General features: G+C 69.6%; 14 protein-coding genes and 1 pseudogene. 5 read left to right on the plus strand and 10 right to left on the minus strand.

Annotation, left to right across the window (positions count from 1 at the left end; all coding sequences use genetic code 11):
- Positions 1–33: 33 nt before the first annotated feature.
- A complete protein-coding gene (locus E4099_RS06600; RefSeq protein ID WP_135337998.1) occupies positions 34–453 on the plus strand; it encodes an SRPBCC family protein in 420 nt (139 codons plus the stop codon).
- Positions 454–559: 106 nt separating this feature from the next.
- Here E4099_RS06600 and E4099_RS06605 read toward each other — a convergent pair whose 3' ends face one another.
- Positions 560–1,465: a hypothetical protein gene (locus tag E4099_RS06605; RefSeq protein ID WP_135337999.1), complete on the minus strand. Its 906-nt coding sequence runs from the start codon at positions 1,463–1,465 to the stop codon at positions 560–562.
- 96 nt (positions 1,466–1,561) lie between these two features.
- On the opposite strand from E4099_RS06605, the gene E4099_RS06610 reads away from it, so the two are divergent.
- Positions 1,562–4,702, plus strand: a complete 3,141-nt coding sequence (locus E4099_RS06610) for a tetratricopeptide repeat-containing protein (RefSeq protein ID WP_135338000.1) — start codon at positions 1,562–1,564, stop codon at positions 4,700–4,702.
- A 315-nt stretch (positions 4,703–5,017) separates the two neighbouring features.
- Positions 5,018–6,505: an MFS transporter gene (locus tag E4099_RS06615; protein ID WP_245244637.1), complete on the plus strand. Its 1,488-nt coding sequence runs from the start codon at positions 5,018–5,020 to the stop codon at positions 6,503–6,505.
- A gap of 304 nt (positions 6,506–6,809) precedes the next feature.
- Here the strand turns inward: E4099_RS06615 and E4099_RS06620 are convergent, their stop codons facing one another.
- On the minus strand, positions 6,810–7,349 hold the full coding sequence (locus E4099_RS06620) for a hypothetical protein (protein ID WP_135338015.1): 540 nt from the start codon (positions 7,347–7,349) through the stop codon (positions 6,810–6,812).
- 649 nt (positions 7,350–7,998) lie between these two features.
- Here E4099_RS06620 and E4099_RS06625 point away from each other — a divergent pair.
- Entirely contained in the window at positions 7,999–8,361 is a 363-nt protein-coding gene (locus E4099_RS06625; RefSeq protein WP_135338001.1) for a hypothetical protein, read from the plus strand.
- Between the two features lie 227 nt (positions 8,362–8,588).
- On the opposite strand, the gene E4099_RS06630 is transcribed toward E4099_RS06625, so the two are convergent.
- From E4099_RS06630 to E4099_RS33540, 5 genes are all read right to left on the minus strand, one after another.
- Entirely contained in the window at positions 8,589–8,918 is a 330-nt protein-coding gene (locus E4099_RS06630) for a hypothetical protein (RefSeq protein ID WP_135338002.1), read from the minus strand.
- Between the two features lie 360 nt (positions 8,919–9,278).
- Positions 9,279–9,500 carry a hypothetical protein gene (locus E4099_RS06635; protein WP_135338003.1) on the minus strand — a complete coding sequence of 74 codons (222 nt, stop codon included), beginning with the start codon at positions 9,498–9,500 and terminating at the stop codon, positions 9,279–9,281.
- 458 nt (positions 9,501–9,958) lie between these two features.
- Positions 9,959–10,546, minus strand: a complete 588-nt coding sequence (locus E4099_RS06640) for a TerD family protein (protein ID WP_135338004.1) — start codon at positions 10,544–10,546, stop codon at positions 9,959–9,961.
- A 526-nt stretch (positions 10,547–11,072) separates the two neighbouring features.
- Entirely contained in the window at positions 11,073–11,648 is a 576-nt protein-coding gene (locus E4099_RS06645; RefSeq protein WP_135338005.1) for a TerD family protein, read from the minus strand.
- 491 nt (positions 11,649–12,139) lie between these two features.
- The gene (locus E4099_RS33540; RefSeq protein ID WP_209446537.1) at positions 12,140–12,448 is read right to left on the minus strand and encodes a hypothetical protein; all 309 of its coding nucleotides are present in this window, start codon (positions 12,446–12,448) and stop codon (positions 12,140–12,142) included.
- Positions 12,449–13,077: 629 nt separating this feature from the next.
- Here E4099_RS33540 and E4099_RS34010 point away from each other — a divergent pair.
- Positions 13,078–14,079 (plus strand): annotated as a pseudogene (locus E4099_RS34010) (Tn3 family transposase); the annotation flags it as partial.
- Positions 14,080–14,134: 55 nt separating this feature from the next.
- Here the strand turns inward: E4099_RS34010 and E4099_RS06655 are convergent.
- The 3 genes from E4099_RS06655 to E4099_RS06665 all read right to left on the minus strand — a co-directional run bounded on the left by E4099_RS06655 (position 14,135) and on the right by E4099_RS06665 (position 17,459).
- Positions 14,135–15,436 (minus strand): erythromycin esterase family protein, encoded by a 1,302-nt coding sequence (locus tag E4099_RS06655; RefSeq protein ID WP_135338006.1) that lies wholly within the window; start codon positions 15,434–15,436, stop codon positions 14,135–14,137.
- Positions 15,437–15,523: 87 nt separating this feature from the next.
- Positions 15,524–16,216 carry a CatB-related O-acetyltransferase gene (locus E4099_RS06660; protein WP_135338007.1) on the minus strand — a complete coding sequence of 231 codons (693 nt, stop codon included), beginning with the start codon at positions 16,214–16,216 and terminating at the stop codon, positions 15,524–15,526.
- 46 nt (positions 16,217–16,262) lie between these two features.
- Positions 16,263–17,459, minus strand: a complete 1,197-nt coding sequence (locus E4099_RS06665; protein WP_135338008.1) for an ATP-binding cassette domain-containing protein — start codon at positions 17,457–17,459, stop codon at positions 16,263–16,265.
- Positions 17,460–17,595: the final 136 nt, after the last annotated feature.

The following is a 17,595-nucleotide window of genomic DNA, read 5'->3' on the forward strand; positions in this document are numbered from 1 at the left end:
CCCCTCCCCCCACGCAGCAACAGGAGCACCACCATGGCTTCCACGTCCGTCTCCCGCGTCGTCCCCGCCTCCCCCGAGCAGGTCTGGAACCTCATCGGCGGCTTCGACGCCCTCCCGGACTGGCTCCCCTACATCCCCGAGAGCACCGCTCTCGAAGGCGGCCGGGTCCGCCGGCTCGCCAACCCCGACGGCGATGTCATCATCGAGCGCCTGGTCGGCTTCGACGAGGCCGAGCGCCACTACAGCTACGCCATCCTCGAAGCGCCGTTCCCGGTCGACGGCTACGTCTCCACCCTCCGGGTCCACACGGTCCCCGGCCGTGACGACATCGCCGAGGTCCAGTGGTCCGGACGCTTCAACCCCAAGGACGCCACGGAGCAGGAGGTCGTCGACCTCTTCACCGGCATCTACGCGGACGGCCTCGACGCCCTCCACCAGGCGCTCGCCGCCTGACCTCAATCCGCACCCCTCACGGCCCGGACACGCCCCCGCGTGCCCGGGCCGCGGTCCGCGCCGAGCCCCATCAAGTGCCGGCCCCGTCGGACCGGCGGCCGGCGGCTCAGAGCAGTTCGGCGAGCGGCTCCACCGTCTCCCAGTGGCTGAGGTACTCCGTCGCCGCGTGCGGGTCGAAGTTGCGGTTGCCGACCCGGCGGGTGCGTTCGAGCACGGCATCGTCCTCGGGGAAGAGCTTGCGCAGCTTCAGCGTGGCGACGATGAAGTCGTCGCGGTCGGCGACGTTCACCCAGCGCTTGAGGTGGGCCGGCGAGCGCAGCGGCTGCGGGCGCAGCCGCCCGCGGATGATCGAGCGCAGCCCGAGCGGCGATCCGAAGGTGACGAGCAGCGGCAGCGGCTGGTCGAGCCGGTGCAGCGCCTCGTAGGCGACGACGGTGCCCAGCGAGTGGGCCAGGACGGCCTTGGTGTCGGGGGTCACTCGGGACAGCACGGCCTCGATCGCGCCTTCCCGGACCCGCTCGTCGTCCAGGTAGGCGGCCACCTGCCCGAGGTGGAACGCGCCGGTGCTGCTGAGCGCGGCGAATCCGGAGCGGGCGATGGGGCCGAGCCGACCCATCATCGAAACGAACATGCGCAGCGGCTCCAACGGCCCCTGCTCGGGGCCGACCTCGACGGTCAGCTCCTCCAGGGCGTCGGCGGCCTCCTCCCTGTCGTCGGGATCGGAGGCGTGCCGGCGGATGTTGTCGATGATGTCCCGGGAGACCTCCTCGCCGGTGGCCGCGATCGGGGCGGGCAGCCGTACGTCGAAGTCGTCGCGGGGCACGTAATCCTGGTACAGGTGGCGGTAGTAGGCCATGTCGGCCGTCACCGCCCCGGCCTCGAGGCGGTCAGCCGCCCCGGCGCGGCCGTTGTCCCGCAGCGTGCGCGCGAGGGCCCGCGTCCAGTCCTCCCGCAGCCGCTGCTCGGTCTCGTCCTCGGGTCCGATGCCGTGCACCATGACCAGCTCTGCCATGCGTCTCCCCCTCGCCCGCGCCGTCGTCGTTCGCCACCCCAACGCGTGGGCCCGGGAGGGCGGTTCCCCACGCCCGGGCACAGCCATAATGCGCGCATGACGGCTGAGCGCAGAACGCTGGTGATCGCGTCCCACTGGGACATCCGCGAGGCGAAGGAGGAGGACCGGCTGGTCCGACTGGAGCCGTACGCACACGAGTTGGCTGAGTTGTTACTGGACCCGAAGCGTGGTGCGTACGCACCCGCGCACGGTGACGGGCTGCTGCTGAACCCGCGGGCGGTGTCCGAGGTGACCGAGGCCGTGGAGGAGGCGTTCCGCGAGGCGCAGGCGGCGCGTGCCTCCCTGCTGCTCGGCTTCCTCGGCCACGGGTTTCACCCCGAGGGCGGCGACTTCCTCTTCCCGATCAGCTCCACACCGGCCGCGCCCGGCCCGGAGACGGCCTTCGACCTGCCCGGCGAGGTCGGCCGGATGGCCAGGCGGTACGGGGGCGTGCCGGAGCTGACCCTCGTGGTCGACGGGTGCTTCTCCGGCCACGCCCTCCTGGCCGCGGCCGAGGACTGGCTCAGGTCCGCCATGCAGACCGGTCGCACGGTCGAGGTGCTGACCTCCTCCAACGACCGGGTCTCCTACGACCTGCAGTTCTCGCGGGTCCTCACCCGGCTCGTGCGCCACGGGGACATCCGGCTCGAACCGTTCCTGGAGACGAAGGCGGTACGTCTGAGGGTCCAGACGCTGCTCCGGCGTCAGATTCCGCAGGCGGTCTCGTTCGACGGGGGAACGGGCTCGCGCCAGGCCCCGTCGGAGGCGTGGATCGCCCGCAACGTGGCGCATGACCACAAGCTGAGCGTGCTGGCCGGTTCTCCCGACCAACCGGTCCTGGTGGCCGCCCTGCGTCACTTCCAGCCGCCCGCGGAACTGGCCCGGATCGCCCGGCTGGTCCGCCTGAACCGGCTCGTGGCCGTGGTCGGCGCCATGGGCACGGGCAAGACGACGATCGCCACCGCGCTCGCCCGTCCCGAGCTGCTGCCCGAGGACGAGGCGGACACCGCCGCGACGGTGTGCGCCGTCGTGCGGCTCAGCGACGCCGCGTGGACCTCCGGGACGGCCGTCCAGCAGCTGGCCCGTCAGCTCCGCCGGTACCTGCCGGGATTCGACACCGCGCGTACGGCGTACCGGGCGCGGGTCCCCCAGGCGCAGCGCACGCTGCTGCCGAGCACGGTCGCGGAGGTGGCAGGACCGCTCGGCCTGATGGCGGCGCGCGAGCCGGTGCGCGTGGTCGTGGACGGCCTCGACCAGGTGAAGGACCCGGCGAGTCGCGCCGCACTGTTCACGGAGCTCGCGGCGCTGCGGGACGCTGCACCGGAGTGGTTCGGCGTGGTGACCACGGTCCAGGAGTGGGTGGCGCTGCCCGAGGACTGGCATCAGCTGCCGGTCCCGGTGCCCGACGACCGGAACGTGCGCGCCTATCTGCGGGCCCGGCGGGTACCGGAGGACGCCCAGCAGGTGATCCTCGCCCGGCAGGACGGGAACTGGCAGCTCACCAAGGTCTTGGCTCATTTCGGCCCCTCCGAGGCGTCCGAGGTCGGTGAGGGACTGGCGGACGCCTACGACAAGACGCTGGTCCCGCTGCGGAACCAGGCCTCCGCACACGGCGCCGCCGCCTGGCTCGACCCGGTCCTGCTCGTCGTCGCCGCCGCCGGCCCCGGCATGACCCTGCCCCGGCCGCTGCTCGCCCGGGCGGCCGGGGAACTGGGCGGCCCGGCCGACGAGGAGGCGGTCGGCCTGGTGCTGCGTCTCCTCGACGGCCTCATCGTCCGCTCGCCCGACCCGTCGGGCACCGAACTGCTCGGCGTGTACCACCCGTCCCTCGTCGAGTACGTGGCGGAGGAGCGGGACCTGGTGGAGGGGCATCGCGCGCTCTGCGGCACGCTGGAGACCATGGCTCCCATGGAACAGCACACGCCCGACGACCCTCTGCACCGCTACGCCGAGCAGGCCGAGCCCGAGCACCTGTGGCAGGTGGCCCTCGCCGCGCCCGACGAGCACGCCGCCGCGGCGCTGTTCGAGCGGCTGCTGGCGAGCCTGGAGCTGCGCGCCGCGCCGGAGGCGACGGTGAACCGGGCCCGCTGGGCGAGCTGGGCCGAGCGCCTCGGGGAGCGCCTTGGCGCGGACGCGCCGGCGACCCTGCGCGCCCGGGCCCGCACGGCGTACTGGACGAGCAAGTCCGGGGCGTACGGGCGGGCCCGGGAGCTGTACCGGGAGCTGCTGCCGGACCAGCTGCGGGTACTCGACGCGGACGATCCCGAGCTGCTGGAGACCCGCTCCCGCATCGCGTACGCGACCGGCGAGACGGGTGACTTCGCCGAGGCCGTGGCCCTGCACCGGGAGGTGCTCGCCGACCAGGAGCGCCTCCTCGGCCCCGACGACCCGCGCACCCTGGACACCCGGCACCACATCGCGTACTGGACGGGTCGCGGCGGCGCCCCGGAGGAGGGGCTGCGGCTGCACGAGGAACTGCTGCCCGACCTGGAACGCGTGCTGAGCCCGACGGACGTGGCCGTCCTGGAGGAGCGGCACTACATCGCGTACTGGCACGGCATGCTGGGCCGCTACGAGCAGGCCCTGGAGCTGCACGCCGAGCTTCTGCGGGACCGGATCGCGGCGTTCGGCGAGGAGCACGAGCAGGTGGTGTTCAGCCGGATGAACATCTGCAAGTTCCTGGGCGAGTCGGGGCGCCGCCAGGAGGCGCTCGACGGCTACGGCGAGCTGCTGCCGCTCGTCACCCGGGTCCGCGGCGCGTACCACCCGAACACCTTCCTCGTCCGGCTGAACACCGCACGGTTCACATGGGAGCTGGGCGACGCCGCGGGCGCGCTGCCGCTGCACGAGGAGGTGCTCCGCGACCAGCGGGAGATGCTCGGCGACACCCACCCGGCCGTCATGATCACCCGCTACAACATCGCCCTGTTGAAGGCCGAACTCGGCGACCCGGCCACGGCACTCGCCGAACTGGACGTCCTGCTGGAGCAGCGGCTGGCACGCTACGCCAACCCCGAGCACCCGGAGGTCATCACGACGAGGTTCGGTCGGGCCCGGATCCTGGCGCGGCTGGGGAAGGTCGAGTCGGCGGTGGCCCTGCTCCGCGAGGTCCTCGCCGCCCGTGCCCGGGTCCTGGGCGAGGAGCACCCGGACACACGCAAGGCGAGGAAGGAACTGGACGGGCTGCTGGGCGGCTGACCGGGCGGAACCGCCGGCACATTCCCGCGGAGGCCATGGGCCGCACTATCACGCTCGACTTGAGGTTGAGAGTCCGCCCGGCGTGCCTCGCCCCACGTGCGGCCCCTCCCCTGTAGTGCGTGGGGACCAGGGCGCGCGGTTCCCCTGGTCCGGGTGGACCAGGGGAAGTCGGCGGCTGAGCACGATGCCCGGCGGGGCGCCGGAAGCACGTGTGGGGGGCGTGGAATCTCACGCACTCCCCCTGCCTGTGGTGTCCGAAGCGATCGACAGGTGGCGGTCCACACACGTGCTCGCAACCAACGATGAAGGACATCCATGTCCGAAGCCGTGGTTTCCCCGGTCCGCGTCGGAAGGCTGTCGATCGGCGCCCTCGGCATCCTGGCACTCGCCCTCGGCACCCTGCAGTCGGTGGTGGAACCCGCGCTCCCGCTGCTCCAGCGTGAGCTGGGAGTCAGTCCGTCCGAAGGGGCATTGGTCGCCAACACCATGCTGGTCACCGGCGCGGTCGTCGCACCCGTCGCAGGGAAACTCGGCGACCGCCACGGCGGGAAGTGGGTGCTGTCAGGGCTGATGGCCGTGGTCTCGGTCGGTGGCCTGCTGGCCAGCCTGGCGCCGAACCTACCGGTGCTGTTGCTGGGTCAGGTATTGCAGGGCGTCATGGTGGGCGCGCCGCCCCTCTCCTTCATCCTGGTGCGCAAGCACCTCCCGGCGGGCGAGTCGCAGGTGGCGATCGGGCTGGTCACCGCGCTGTTCACGGGCGGCGGCATGGTGGGAACGTCGATCGCCGGGCCGGTCGCTGAAGGACTGTCGTGGCACGGGTTGTTCGCACTGCCGACGATCGCGATCATCGCGACCACCTTGGTCCTGACCCAGCTGATGCCCCATGATCCGCCGATCCCGTCGGGCGACCGGATCGACTGGCCTGGGGTGGCTCTGCTGAGCGGGGCGCTGCTCGCGCTCATGCTCGGGCTCGTGACGGTGACGAGCGCCGACCCGCCCGCACCGGCGGTCGGTGCCATCGCGGTCGTGGTGGCGGCCCTCGCGACCGGTTGGGTCGTCGTCGAGCGCCGGACAGCCTCACCGATGGTCGATCCGCGCACGCTGGCACAGCCCGCGATGTGGCACGCGTGCGTGCTCACCTTCGTCATCACCACCAGTTCCGGGATGGTGCTCTCTCTGCTCCCGCAGCTGTTCGCGGTATCGGCCGACGGGTACGGCTTCGGAGCCAGTACCACCGACATCGGACTGTTCCTGATGCCCGGGGCCATCGCCGGGGCGGTAAGCGACTCGGTCGGCGGGATCGCGGCACGGCGTTTCGGTCCGCTTGCCGTGGTCATCGTGGGCACCGTCGCCAGAAGGTGGTTGGTTGGGGCGCATGAGCGAGGAACCGTTCGCCCGTACCCCGAGGGCCTGGATCGCCCCGCTGGTCTCCACGCTCCTGACCGTGCCCGCGATGCTGGTCGCCGTTCTCTACGTGGCCCTGTCTCCCCTGGCCTGCGACGACTCCTGCTCTGGCCTCGTAAGCGAGCGCTTCCAGTCGAGCTTGGATACCGCCTATCCGGTGTTCGCGGTTGGGCTCCTGGCACCGATAGCCCTGCTGGTCACCGCGTGGGCCCTGCCGTGGCAGCAGCGCTTCAGCGAGCGTCGATTTCTCACCGCCTGGTTCGCACCGCTGAGCGTGCTGGTGCCCTGGATCGGGTTCTCCAACATGGTCGACTGGCCGTAGTGCCGACCACCAGGTTCGGCCGTCACAGACCTGCTCGCCCCGATTCGCTCACGTCAGACAGTCGACTTTCCGCGTGACGGGCCGGGCCGCTGACTCGAACGCGGGTATGGCCACAATGGGCGGGCAACCGAACCACGTCATGGGCCACGCGGTACACCAGCACATCACCGCCGGGTCCGTACTGCGATGGGGGCCTGGGGGGTGACTTGGTGTCGCAACTGTGGGGCCGACCGCCGGGGAGGCCGCAGCCAGGGGACGGCAGTGGCGGGGTCACCCGCTCCCACAGGTAGTCAGGAACAAGATCGGCACCATCCAGGACACCCTGCCGACCAAGATCGTCGAGCACAAGACCCGCAGCTCAACTCATTCTGAAACGATCAGTTAGTCCAGGTCGGTTGCCCATGCCGTCAACGTGGCGAAGTCGTCGTCGGTGAGGCCGCATCGGGGGTCGACCCGGTGCAGTAGGGCGGGACCGTCATGGTGTTCCTTCACCCAGGTCCGATCGATATCCGTGATCTCATCGTCTATCCAGGCGAACGCACGGCCATTCGCCCACGTGACGATCTCGGGAGTCTTCCAGAAGACCCCGCCTCCGGGCTCGGGCCGCGGCGAAGGCCAGGGAATGAAGGGCAGCTCGGGCAATCCCAGGACTGGCGCGACGAAGGTGTTGGCTTCTTCCTCCCACGTTGTCGCCCACACCAGGTCGAAGGGAAGTGCCTCCAGCGCCGGGCCGTGAGACGGGTCGAGCCAAACCCGCAGCGGTTTCACGGGCTTGTTCGGCAGCCCCCACTCAGTCAGCCGGCGCCGCTGCGCAGCCTCCCACCGAGGTGTCAGCAACCGGTGGGTCTCGTAGCCCTCAGGCCGTCGGTATGGCTTGGCGGCATACGGATTCAGCGGTCCGTCCACATCCACCAACAGCACCGGGCACACCGGCCCACCCCCTTGGCTCGGCGTCACACGGTACCGGCCGCTGATGCGACCGCCCAGCGAAATTCCGGCAGGTACTGATCTTCGTGAGTCTGCCTTCCGAGGGGATGCGACCATCTCGATGCGGCAGCAGTGATCGCGATAGACGGCGTGTGGACGTTCGAGGCCACCCGGACATAGCGCGCCTGCCCTCATCAAGCATCCGCCCGCGCGAGAGCTGCTTGACGCGGCGCCAGACCACCTACACAGCGGTGGACGCGCCCTGGACGCTCAGCCCGGGAGGCTGGAGCGAAATCGGTGGAGTAGTTCCTGGACCGCGGGGCTGTCCGGGTCGGGCGTCAGAGTGAACCGGCCGACGCGTGCCCGACCCGCACGCCCTCGGGACGGCAGGTCTCACGGACGACTTGAAGGCAAGAACGCCGACTCAGGTCTGACTGGATCCGGGAGAAGACCGTGAGTGGGCACTGGGCAGGTTCAGCGCCGTCGAGTCCGTTCGGCCGCCCACTTTGAGCCAACTTCATACAGATCGGGAACGGGTATCTCCGCTGGGTCGCGAGCCAGTATGCTTCAGCGCGGTTCATCCTCTACAGGACTGTAGAGCAACACTGCGGTTCCTGGCCCGAGTAAGGAGTTCAAGGTCATCATGAGTGTTCCCGCTGTGGGACGGCCCCACCGAGCACGCCTGTCGATGGTGTTCCTGGCCTTCGGTGTCGCGATGCTCGGTTTGGCCGGCTGCGGCAGCAGTAAGGGCGACAAGCCCAAGGCCACCGACTTCGACAAGTTCGTCGAGCGTCACCGGTGCGAGAAGCTGGTACGCGGCAGCGACGGCGACATCGACATGTCGTGCATCGATCCTCAGAACGGCCAGCGCGTCGACATCGAATTCGAGGCGAACGACCGGCCTGACCAGTACTTCACCGACACCACGTTCGGCGGGATCGTCCACGTCTTCTCCCCCGACGAGGTACACAAGTCGAAGGCCTACTCGAAGATCAAGAAGTCCTGACTCACCCGATCGGTGACCGCAGCAGGCAGGCCATGCGTTTCTGATCACCGCCGCTCGCCGCGGCAGGCCGCGTGGAACAAAACATGGGGCACCGGGCTCTCCCCCGGTGCCCCTCGGCCGTGCAAGGCCTCTCGCCCCTACCGGGCCGGGCCGGGACAGAACTTGGCGCGGCAGGCGTCGCGTCCGCTGGGGACGACCGCAGCCGGATCGGCCCGGCCCGGCGCGGCTCAGTCGACGTCCTCGAAGGCCGGGCGTCGCCCCGCGCGGCGCCGCAGGAATCCCCGTCGGCCGGCGAGCAGAGTGATGCCTGTCCATCCGATGACCAGGAGGAGGGTGCCGAGTCGGCCTTCCGGATCGACGTCGAAGGCCGCCCCCAGGGGGACGGTGCCCTCCGGGTCGCTGATTACCTCGATCCGGTCACCCACCTTCCACTCCGGATCGCTCCCGTCATAGTCCAGGGTCTCCTTGAGCTTGCCCGAGCGGCCCACGAGGGTGAAGCGGTGGTTGGAGCCGTCGTCGGCGGCGCTGTCGGCTGTGATGCGGACGACCTCACGCACACCGCGGCTGTCGAGCGCGCCTCGGGGCGTACTGGACCGAGCCCACGAGGCGGCCGACCACCAAGCCCGCACGTAGGCCAGTACGGATGTGCAGCGTCGCCGGAAACGGCCGCCCCGCGCGGTGCTTCATGGGTGGGTGACGACGTCCGCCGAGGCGTCACGTGCGCGCAGAGCCCGAGCCTCGCTCCGGATGGGGCGGCGGTGTGATCGCTGGTCGCCTCACCGGGAGTGGTCTGGATCGTACGCGGCGTCGACTGCTCGCCGGCCGCCGTCTCCTCTGCCTTCATCGCGTGCCGCCAACGCAATCCGCCGGCGGCGCGAGCGGTCCGGCAGCGCCGGGACCGCCGCGGCCCCGTGGTCCTACTTCGTGGCGGATTCCAGCGTGGCGAGCGTCGCGGCCCACTGGAAGTACTTCAGATTGGCCAGATCGGCCACCGTTTTGATGCCGAATGCCTCGTGCAGCAGTTCACCGTGACGGTCCGACACACCCTTCAGGGCGGAGACGGGAGCCGCCATGATCTCCGAGAGGTCCTTGTCGGCCCATGCCTTGTCCACCATCTTGCCGAGGTCTATCGCAGCCATGTCGTCCTCCTGATGCCTGCCGGGCGCCGTGGCGACCCGGTGACCGCGTCTGCGGCCGAGCGAAAAACTACAGTGCTGTAGAGCATGCCCCTCGACCTGGAAGGGGTCCCACCTTTTCGGCCAGTTCAGGCCAAGACCTTCATCCGACTGACCGCAACGGGCGGGAGCATGAGGAGGCATCGGTCGATGGTTTCCGGGGCTCCGCCGAAACAGCCCGGGCCGCGCTGAACAGCGAGCCACGACCACGACTTGGGCACGGCGGCGGAGGGCTCGGACGTACGGCCGGTGCGAGAGGGCGTCGCCGCCGGCCGTCGCTCCTTGGATGAGCCGGAGACCAAACCGCCGACCGGGTAGCCTGATACCTGCCCGGCAGCAAGCGGACAGGCGGCCGGTGGCGCGAACCTGGGGCATCTCCAGACCCCGGCAACTCCCGCCGGCCGCACCGCCGCCGAGAGGCGTTACAGCTGAGGGGCGATGTCGGGGAGAAGGTCCTCGAACGTGCGCCCGTTGGAGGGCTGGCCGATCGCGGTCATCTGCCAGCCGTTCCCGCTGCGGACGACCTTGGCCATGATCATTGCCGTGTAGTGGCCACCGCCGGTGAGGGTGTAGCGGGCCAGCTCCTGGCCGGTGTTCTCGTCGACCAGGCGACAGAAGGCATGCCGGACCTCCTCGAACGACTGGCCGGTGAAGGAGTTCACCGTCAAGACGATCTGCTGGACATGGACGGGCACGCGCCGCAGGTCCACGATGATGCCCTCGTCGTCACCTCCGTGCCCGGTCCCGCCGACCAGGTTGTCCCCCAAGTGCCGTACGGAGCCGTCGCCGCTGGTGAGGTGCTGAAAGAAGACGACATCGACGAGCTTGCCGTCCGCGAAGAGCAGGGCGGAGGCGTCGAGATCGATCTCGCCGCGCGGGCCGGTGAGCCGAGCGAGGAAGCCCTTGCGTTCGGCGGCCTGCCACCCCAGGCCCATCCGCACGACGGTGAGCGCTTGCCCGTCGGATTTGCTCAGACTGATCTGCTGCCCCTTGGACATATTCACGGTCATGGGTGGATTACTCCTTGCTGGGTGATTCGGGACTGGGGAGGTCGGGGCTGGTGCAGCCGGGCCTCGCGGAGTCCGGGCCGGTGAATCCCGGACCTGTCGATGGCTGCCTGGGGGCACCATCGGGCAAGGGTTCGGCGGCCGACTCGTGGCTGAGCTCTTCACGGAGGAACGGCAGCGCTCCGCGCTGGAGCAGGGCTTGCCGCCCAACCTCATGCGCCTGAGCCGCCGACGAGTCCTCCCGCGGGCCCGACCCTGGGGGCGGTGCGTCCTCCGGGCGCGCGGACCGGCGGCGCGCCGCGATGGTCAGCGCTCCGGCGAGGCCGGCCAACCCGGCCACCGTGGCGTAGATCGCCGCCACCCCAGCCCGCGCTGACGAGCGTGTAGCCGAGTTCCCGTTGGGCCCGGAGAGCCTCGGGCAGGAGCCGAGCAAGTGGAAGGGCGATGCGCTTCCGGGCGTGGTGGCGTCGTCGATGGGGGCCGGTGGCCCGGCCGCGCGGAGCGGCCGGGCCACGCTGCCCCAACGGCGTCAGACGTTGACGCCGAAGTCCTGGGCGATGCCGGCGAGTCCCGAGGCGTAGCCCTGGCCGACGGCGCGGAACTTCCATTCCGCTCCGTGGCGGTACAGCTCGCCGAAGACCATGGCAGTCTCGGTCGAGGCGTCCTCGGTCAGGTCGTAGCGGGCCAGTTCGGAGCCGTCAGCCTGGTTGACCACGCGGATGAAGGCGTTGCGGACCTGGCCGAAGCTCTGCCCGCGGGACTCGGCGTCGTGGATGGAGACCGGGAACACGATCTTGGCGACGTCGGCCGGGACCGCGGCCAGGTCGACCTTGATGGCCTCGTCGTCACCCTCCCCCTCACCGGTGAGGTTGTCACCGGTGTGCTCCACCGAACCGTCCGGGCTGGTGAGGTTGTTGTAGAAGACGAAGTGCTTGTCGGACGCGACCTTCCCGGCCTCGTCGCACAGCAGGGCGCTGGCGTCCAAGTCGTAGTCCGTGCCCGTCGTCGTGCGCAGGTCCCAGCCCAGACCCACCACGACGGCGGTCAGGCCCGGGGCCTCCTTGCTGAGCGACACGTTGCCACCCTTGGAAAGGGAAACTCCCACGTTCTCCTCCAGAGTCGAGCTGCCTGGTCAAGCTGAAATCTACAGCAGTGTAGAAGTTCGCTACGCGGACGGCAGTCTCCGCCCGCGTGACGCTGCCCCTCACCTCCGCCGCCTTAGCGGCGGGCTGACGATCCGCGGCCAGGTCTGCCGCCATCGAGATGCCGCTCAAGGTCGAACGCGGCCGGCGGGATGTCGAGCGCGAAGCACGCCTCGCGGACGACACCAGGCAGCAGTCGGCTGCCACCACGGCTGACCGACCCCCGGGTGAATCGCCGCCCGACTCCGCACTGCCGCCGGGGCCTGATGGCGTGGCGCGGCAACGGCCGGGGGCCGAGCGCCTGGGACGTTGTCGTCTCCAGCGCTGCCACCCGGCCCGGCCCGGAAAGGTGCGCCGCTCGACCGCTTGACCACCGAGTTCGCACCGATGCCGAATCCGAGGAGTGATCGAGGCCAAAGGGGCGGGCGTGCGGCAAGAGTGGTCGCCAGAGGAGCTACTGGCGAACTGGACGCTGGTAGACGGCGACTGGGACCTGGTGGCGAACAAGAGCGGGGCGACCCGGCTCGGCTTCAGCCTGTTGCTGAAGTTCTTCGAGCTGGAAGGCCGGTTTCCAGATGTGCTGGAAGAAGAAGGTCCGCGGCAAGGAGGGCATCCTCTTCAAGCTGGCGACGGCCGCCGTCGACAAGCCCGACGAGGTCGTACGTCGGGCCCTGTTTCCGGTGGTCGGGGAGAAGACGCTGCGCGAGCTGGTGGCCGAGGCGAAGGCGAACGAGAAGGTCTTCAAGGCCAGGGTCCGCAGCACGCTCCGCTCCTCCTACAGCTCGTACTACCGGCAGATACTGCCTCCGCTGCTGAACACGCTCGGCTTCAAGTGCAACAACACCGCCTACCGGCCGGTGATGGACGCGATGAAGCTGCTCACGAAGTACGCCGACGTCGACGGAAAGACCCGCTTCCACGACGCCGGCGATGAGGCGCCCATGGACGGCGTGGTGCGCAAGGACTGGCGCGAGGCGGTCGTCGACGACAAGGGCAAGGTCGAGCGCATTCCGTACGAGCTGTGCGTCCTGGTCGCGCTGCGGGACGCGGTCCGCCGCCGCGATCTACGTCGAGGGCGCGGCCCGCTGGCGAAACCCGGAGGACGACCTGCCAGGCGACTTCGAGGCCACCCGCGCCGTGCACTACGCCGCGATCCGCCAGCCGCTAGACCCGAGGGCGTGCATCACGGACTTGAAGAAGCGCATGACCGCGGGCCTGGACCGGCTCTCCGTCTCGCTCGCGGACGGCAGCGCGGGCGGGGTGAAGGTCACCACCCGCAAGGGCGAGCCCTGGATCACCGTGCCGAAGCTGGAGCCGCTGGCCGAGCCCACCGGCCTGGCGGCCCTCAAGGACGAGGTCGCACGCCGCTGGGGTGTCCTGGACCTTTTGGACATGCTGAAGAACGCCGACTTCCTCGCCGGCTTCACCGAGGAGTTCTCCTCGGTGGCCGCGTACGAGCGCATCGACCGTGGCGTCCTCCAGCGCCGCCTGCTGCTGGCCCTCTTCGCGCTGGGCACGAACACGGGTATCGGCGCGATCGTGGCGACCGGCGAGCACGGCGAGAGCGAGGCAGCGCTACGGCACGTCCGGCGGCACTTCATCACCGTCGACAACCTCCGGGCCGCCGTCACCAGGCTGGTGAACTCCACCTTCGCCGCCCGAGACACCGCATGGTGGGGTCGCGGCACCGCGTGCGCGTCAGACTCGAAGAAGTTCGGGTCCTGGTCATCGAACTTCATGACCGAGTACCACGCTCGCTACGGCGGCAACGGCGTGATGATCTACTGGCACGTCGAGAAGAAGAACGTCTGCATCTACTCCCAGCTCAAGAGCTGTTCGTCGTCCGAGGTCGCGGCGATGATCGAGGGCCTGCTGCGGCACTGCACGGACGCCGAGATCGAGTCGAACTACGTTGACACCCACGGTGCGAGCATCGTCGGGTTCGCCTTCACCGAGCTGCTCACATTCCGCCTGCTGCCGCGGCTGAAGAACATCGGCAGCATCCGCCTGTATCGCCCGGACGACGCCCCGCCCGGCTGGCCTGCGCTCGGCGCCTCGCTGACACGGCCGATCCGCTGGGAACTGATCGAGCAGCAGTACAGCCAGACGGTGAAGTACGCGACCGCACTCCGGCTCGGGACAGCGGAGGCCGATCAGGTCCTGCGGCGCTTCACCCGCGGTGGCCCCAAGCGCCCCACGTACCAGGCACTCGAAGAACTCGGCCGCGCCGTGCGCACGATCTTCGCCTGCGACTACCTGGCCAGTCCCGGCCTGCGCCGCGAACTCCACGGCGGGCTCCAGGTCGTCGAGAACTGGAACGGCGCGAACACCGTGCTCCACTACGGCAAGGACGGCTCCTTGACCGGCCCGGACAAGGAGCACGCCGAGACGTCGATGCTCGCCCTGCACCTGCTCCAGTCCTCGCTCGTGCATGTCAATACGGCCCGTCTCACATGTTTTCGAGGTTGTCGGCAACGGTGGAGGTTGGGGTGTGGAGGATGGCGTCGAACGCCTCAAGGATGGGGGTGTGGAGGTAGGCGCTTTGGATCCGGATGCGGTCGGGGCCCGGGGCAAGGTCGGCGTTTCCATGGGCCTCCTGCGGGCGTGCCTGGTGGAGATCGGCGATGCTGAGCCCGAGTTCGGCGTCGGCGAATGCGGCTTCGATGCTTCCCGGCTCGGCCGGCTCCAGCGCGGTGGCGTCGATGGTGAAGCCGAAGGGTGTGTTCTCGTCGCGGGGCATGTCCGCGGTATGTCCGGTGGTGCTCGTCAGGCCGAGGGCGAAGTACTCATCGCCGAGCGCACGGTGCAGGTGCTGTCCCATGGGGAGTCCCGTGAGCTGGCCGTTGAAGGACACTGGTGTCTTCTGGATGTGGGCGTTGTGAGCCGCCAGCACGACGCGGGTCCCGGGTTCGAGGCGTTCCAGGTGCCACAGGACCGACTCGGCCATGTAGACGTCGCGGGCCGAGGTGTCGGCGGTCAGCCCTTTGCCTGCGAAGAGGTCGGCCATGGCGCGGAAGGTGTAGTCGGCGTGGCAGGCGCCTTCGAGACGGCGCACGGCGATGTCGTAGCTGTGCTGGTCGCCGCGGGAGACGTACAGCGGTTCGACGGAGCGGAACCGGATCAGCAAGCGCGTCAGGGTCGCACTGAGGGCGTTCTGTTCGGCGGTGGCCAGGCGTGCCCACGCGGGCGCGGCGACGGCCGCGGAGCCACCGGCGAACGACTCGGCGATCCGCATCGCCTCCTGGACGACCGGCAGGGTTTCGGGATCGATCCGGCGCAGGTAGTCGGCCACCGGGGCCAGAGCGGGAAGCAAGGACCCACCGGCCGCCGGGATATCGACGCCTGCGAAGCGCACCGGTGTTGCGGCGGTGCGGTTGTGCCGACGTATCCAGCGCAGCGGCTCGTCGACTCCCACGGGGACCGTCCCGACGAGGCGCGCCGACAGGTCGTCGTCCGTCCCCTCACCCTGGGCCCACGCGTCAAGGGGGAAGCCCTCGCTGAAGCCGTACTCGAAGGCCAGGACGGTGAATCCGCAGCGCTCGGCCAGGAACCGCAGGATGCGCTCGCGCATGGATGCGAACTCGTTGATGAAGTGGGAACTTTCACCGATCGCGACGACACGTGCGTCACCGATGATGGCGCGCAGCGGCTCCAGATCGTCGAGTGGTGCCTCGGGGCCGAGGTGATCGAGGGCGACGGCGTGGGTGCGAAGCCAGTCGGCGAACGGGTTGTGGTGGGGCGAAGCAGGCATGCTGACAGCTCGATTCTCGGTGCTGGAATGGTGGATCGCGGAATAGGGGAGCGGGTCACCGCGCAGGTCGTCCTGGGCCGGGTTCGTTCAATGGCCCGTGGCGCTGCTGGGCGTCGGGTCCTGAGGTGCCTTTGCCACGTGCCCAGGCACCGCGTTCTCCAGGTCGTCGATGCTGCCGGACATGATCGTGCGGATGTGTTCGGTGATGTGCTGGAGCGGCCAGTCCCACCAGGCCAGGGCGAGGAGGCGGTTGATGTCGGCGTCGCTGTAGCGGCGGCGGATGAGGCGGGCGGGGTTGCCGCCGACGATGCCGTAGTCGGGGACGTCGTCGACGACGACGGAGCCGGAGGCGATGATCGCTCCGTGGCCGATGCGGACGCCGGGCATCACCATGGACCGATAGCCGAACCAGACGTCATGGCCCACCACGGTGTCGCCTCGTCCGGTCAGGCCGGTGATGAGGTCGAAGTGCTCGGACCAGGAACCGCCCATGATCGGGAAGGGGAACGTGGAGGGGCCGTCCATGCGGTGGTTGGCGCCGTTCATGATGAACCGCACGCCCTCGCCCAGCGCGCAGAACTTCCCGATGACCAGCTTTTCCGGTCCGTAGTGGTACAGCACGTTGCGAGTCTCGAAGGCGGTCGGGTCATCGGGGTCGTCGTAGTAGGAGAAGTCTCCGACCTCGATCAGAGGCGAGGTGATCAGCGGTTTCAGCAGCACCACCCGCGGCTGTTCGGGCATCGGGTGCACCACGGTCGGGTCGGCGGGAGCAGGCGGCATCACGAATTTCGTCCTTCCTGAGGGATGTCTGCGGGTCCGGAGGACCTCAGCACGTGGCGGCGGAAGTCTCGGCCGCCTGTAAGGCCAGATGGGCGCCCCGCCAGTGCCGACGCAACCGGCGGTCATGGCTGACGATGACGAGCGTCCCGTTGTACCCGGTCAGAGCGGTTTCCAGCTCCTCGGCGAGGGCGGGCGAGAGATGGTTGGTGGGTTCGTCGAGCAACAGGACGTCCGATGGCGCACTGAGCAATCGCGCCAGAGCCAGACGCTGCAGCTGCCCGGTGGACAGCTGGCCGACTGGCACAGCGAGCTGGTCGCGGTCGAACAGGCCGAGGGACAGCAGTTGTGCGGCGTGTCCGGCGGCCTCTCCTGTCCGCCCACGGGCGAAGGCGGCCAGCTCGGTCTCAACCGTGGTCACGGCGGCCTCGCGGAGCCGGTCGATGTCGGCCCGCCACTGGTCGTGAGCCTGGGCCCAACGCTGCCGGGCAGCCGTCTTCTCGGCGAGGTAACCGGTGTAGCCGTTGCCGTACCGCATGACGCGACGCGTATCGGCGTCCACCTCCAACAGGCTGGTGGCAACCCGTTCGAGGAATACCCGGTCGTGAGAGACCGCCACGGTGGTGCCCCGCCGGGCGCGCAGGTGCTCTTCCAGCCAGCTCAGGGCAGCATCGTCGAGATGGTTGGTCGGCTCGTCCAGCAGCAGCACCTCCGGCGCCGCCGCCAGGCAGGCCGCCAGTCGTAACCTGGCCCGTTCTCCACCGGACAGGCTGCCCACCGTACGGTCACGTCCCACCAGCCCCAGGCCCAGTCCGTGCAGAGCGCGTTCCACGCGGGCGTCGGCGTCATAGCCGCCGCGCAGCTCGAACACCGTCATCAGTTCGCCGTACTCGGCCATGCCCGCCTCGTCACCGTCGGCCATGGCGGTCTCCAGGCGGCGCATTCGCTGCTCGACCGCACGCAGATCGCTCAGACCCCGGTCGATGACCCGCTGGACCGTAGCCTGCGACGTTAGTTGCTCGTCCTGGGCGAGATAGCCGACCCCGCCGGTGGCCTGGACGACGACCTCGCCCTGATCGGGCCGTTCACGCCCGGCGAGCAGGCGCAGCAAGGTGGTCTTGCCCGATCCGTTCTCACCGGTGACCCCGGTGCGCTCGCCCGCGGCGAGCGAGCAGGTCACCGAGTCAGGAACGAGCCTGCCGTTGAAGGACTTGCTGACGGCGAGTGCAGTGATCTGTGTAGGCATGCAGGCGCTCCAAAGCATTCGAGAACGAGGTGGCCGTCGAGGGTTGCGCGGCCGGGCGAACGCTTCGGGAGAGCATCGATTACTCCACTAGTGCGACAACTGTTACTTTAATAGCTTGCCATAACGACGATGCCCC

This window comes from Streptomyces palmae, assembly GCF_004684805.1.
Classification (GTDB): domain Bacteria; phylum Actinomycetota; class Actinomycetes; order Streptomycetales; family Streptomycetaceae; genus Streptomyces; species Streptomyces palmae.

Bases quoted from the DNA above. Each gene is read 5' to 3' on its own strand.
- E4099_RS06635 (WP_135338003.1), bottom strand. From the start codon at position 9,500: ATGGCTGCGATAGACCTCGGCAAGATGGTGGACAAGGCATGGGCCGAC.
- E4099_RS06615 (WP_245244637.1), top strand. From the start codon at position 5,018: ATGTCCGAAGCCGTGGTTTCCCCGGTCCGCGTCGGAAGGCTGTCGATC.
- E4099_RS06665 (WP_135338008.1), bottom strand. From the start codon at position 17,459: ATGCCTACACAGATCACTGCACTCGCCGTCAGCAAGTCCTTCAACGGC.
- E4099_RS06605 (WP_135337999.1), bottom strand. From the start codon at position 1,465: ATGGCAGAGCTGGTCATGGTGCACGGCATCGGACCCGAGGACGAGACC.
- E4099_RS06640 (WP_135338004.1), bottom strand. From the start codon at position 10,546: ATGACCGTGAATATGTCCAAGGGGCAGCAGATCAGTCTGAGCAAATCC.
- E4099_RS06625 (WP_135338001.1), top strand. From the start codon at position 7,999: ATGAGTGTTCCCGCTGTGGGACGGCCCCACCGAGCACGCCTGTCGATG.
- E4099_RS06610 (WP_135338000.1), top strand. From the start codon at position 1,562: ATGACGGCTGAGCGCAGAACGCTGGTGATCGCGTCCCACTGGGACATC.
- E4099_RS06655 (WP_135338006.1), bottom strand. From the start codon at position 15,436: ATGCCTGCTTCGCCCCACCACAACCCGTTCGCCGACTGGCTTCGCACC.
- E4099_RS06660 (WP_135338007.1), bottom strand. From the start codon at position 16,216: ATGCCGCCTGCTCCCGCCGACCCGACCGTGGTGCACCCGATGCCCGAA.
- E4099_RS06600 (WP_135337998.1), top strand. From the start codon at position 34: ATGGCTTCCACGTCCGTCTCCCGCGTCGTCCCCGCCTCCCCCGAGCAG.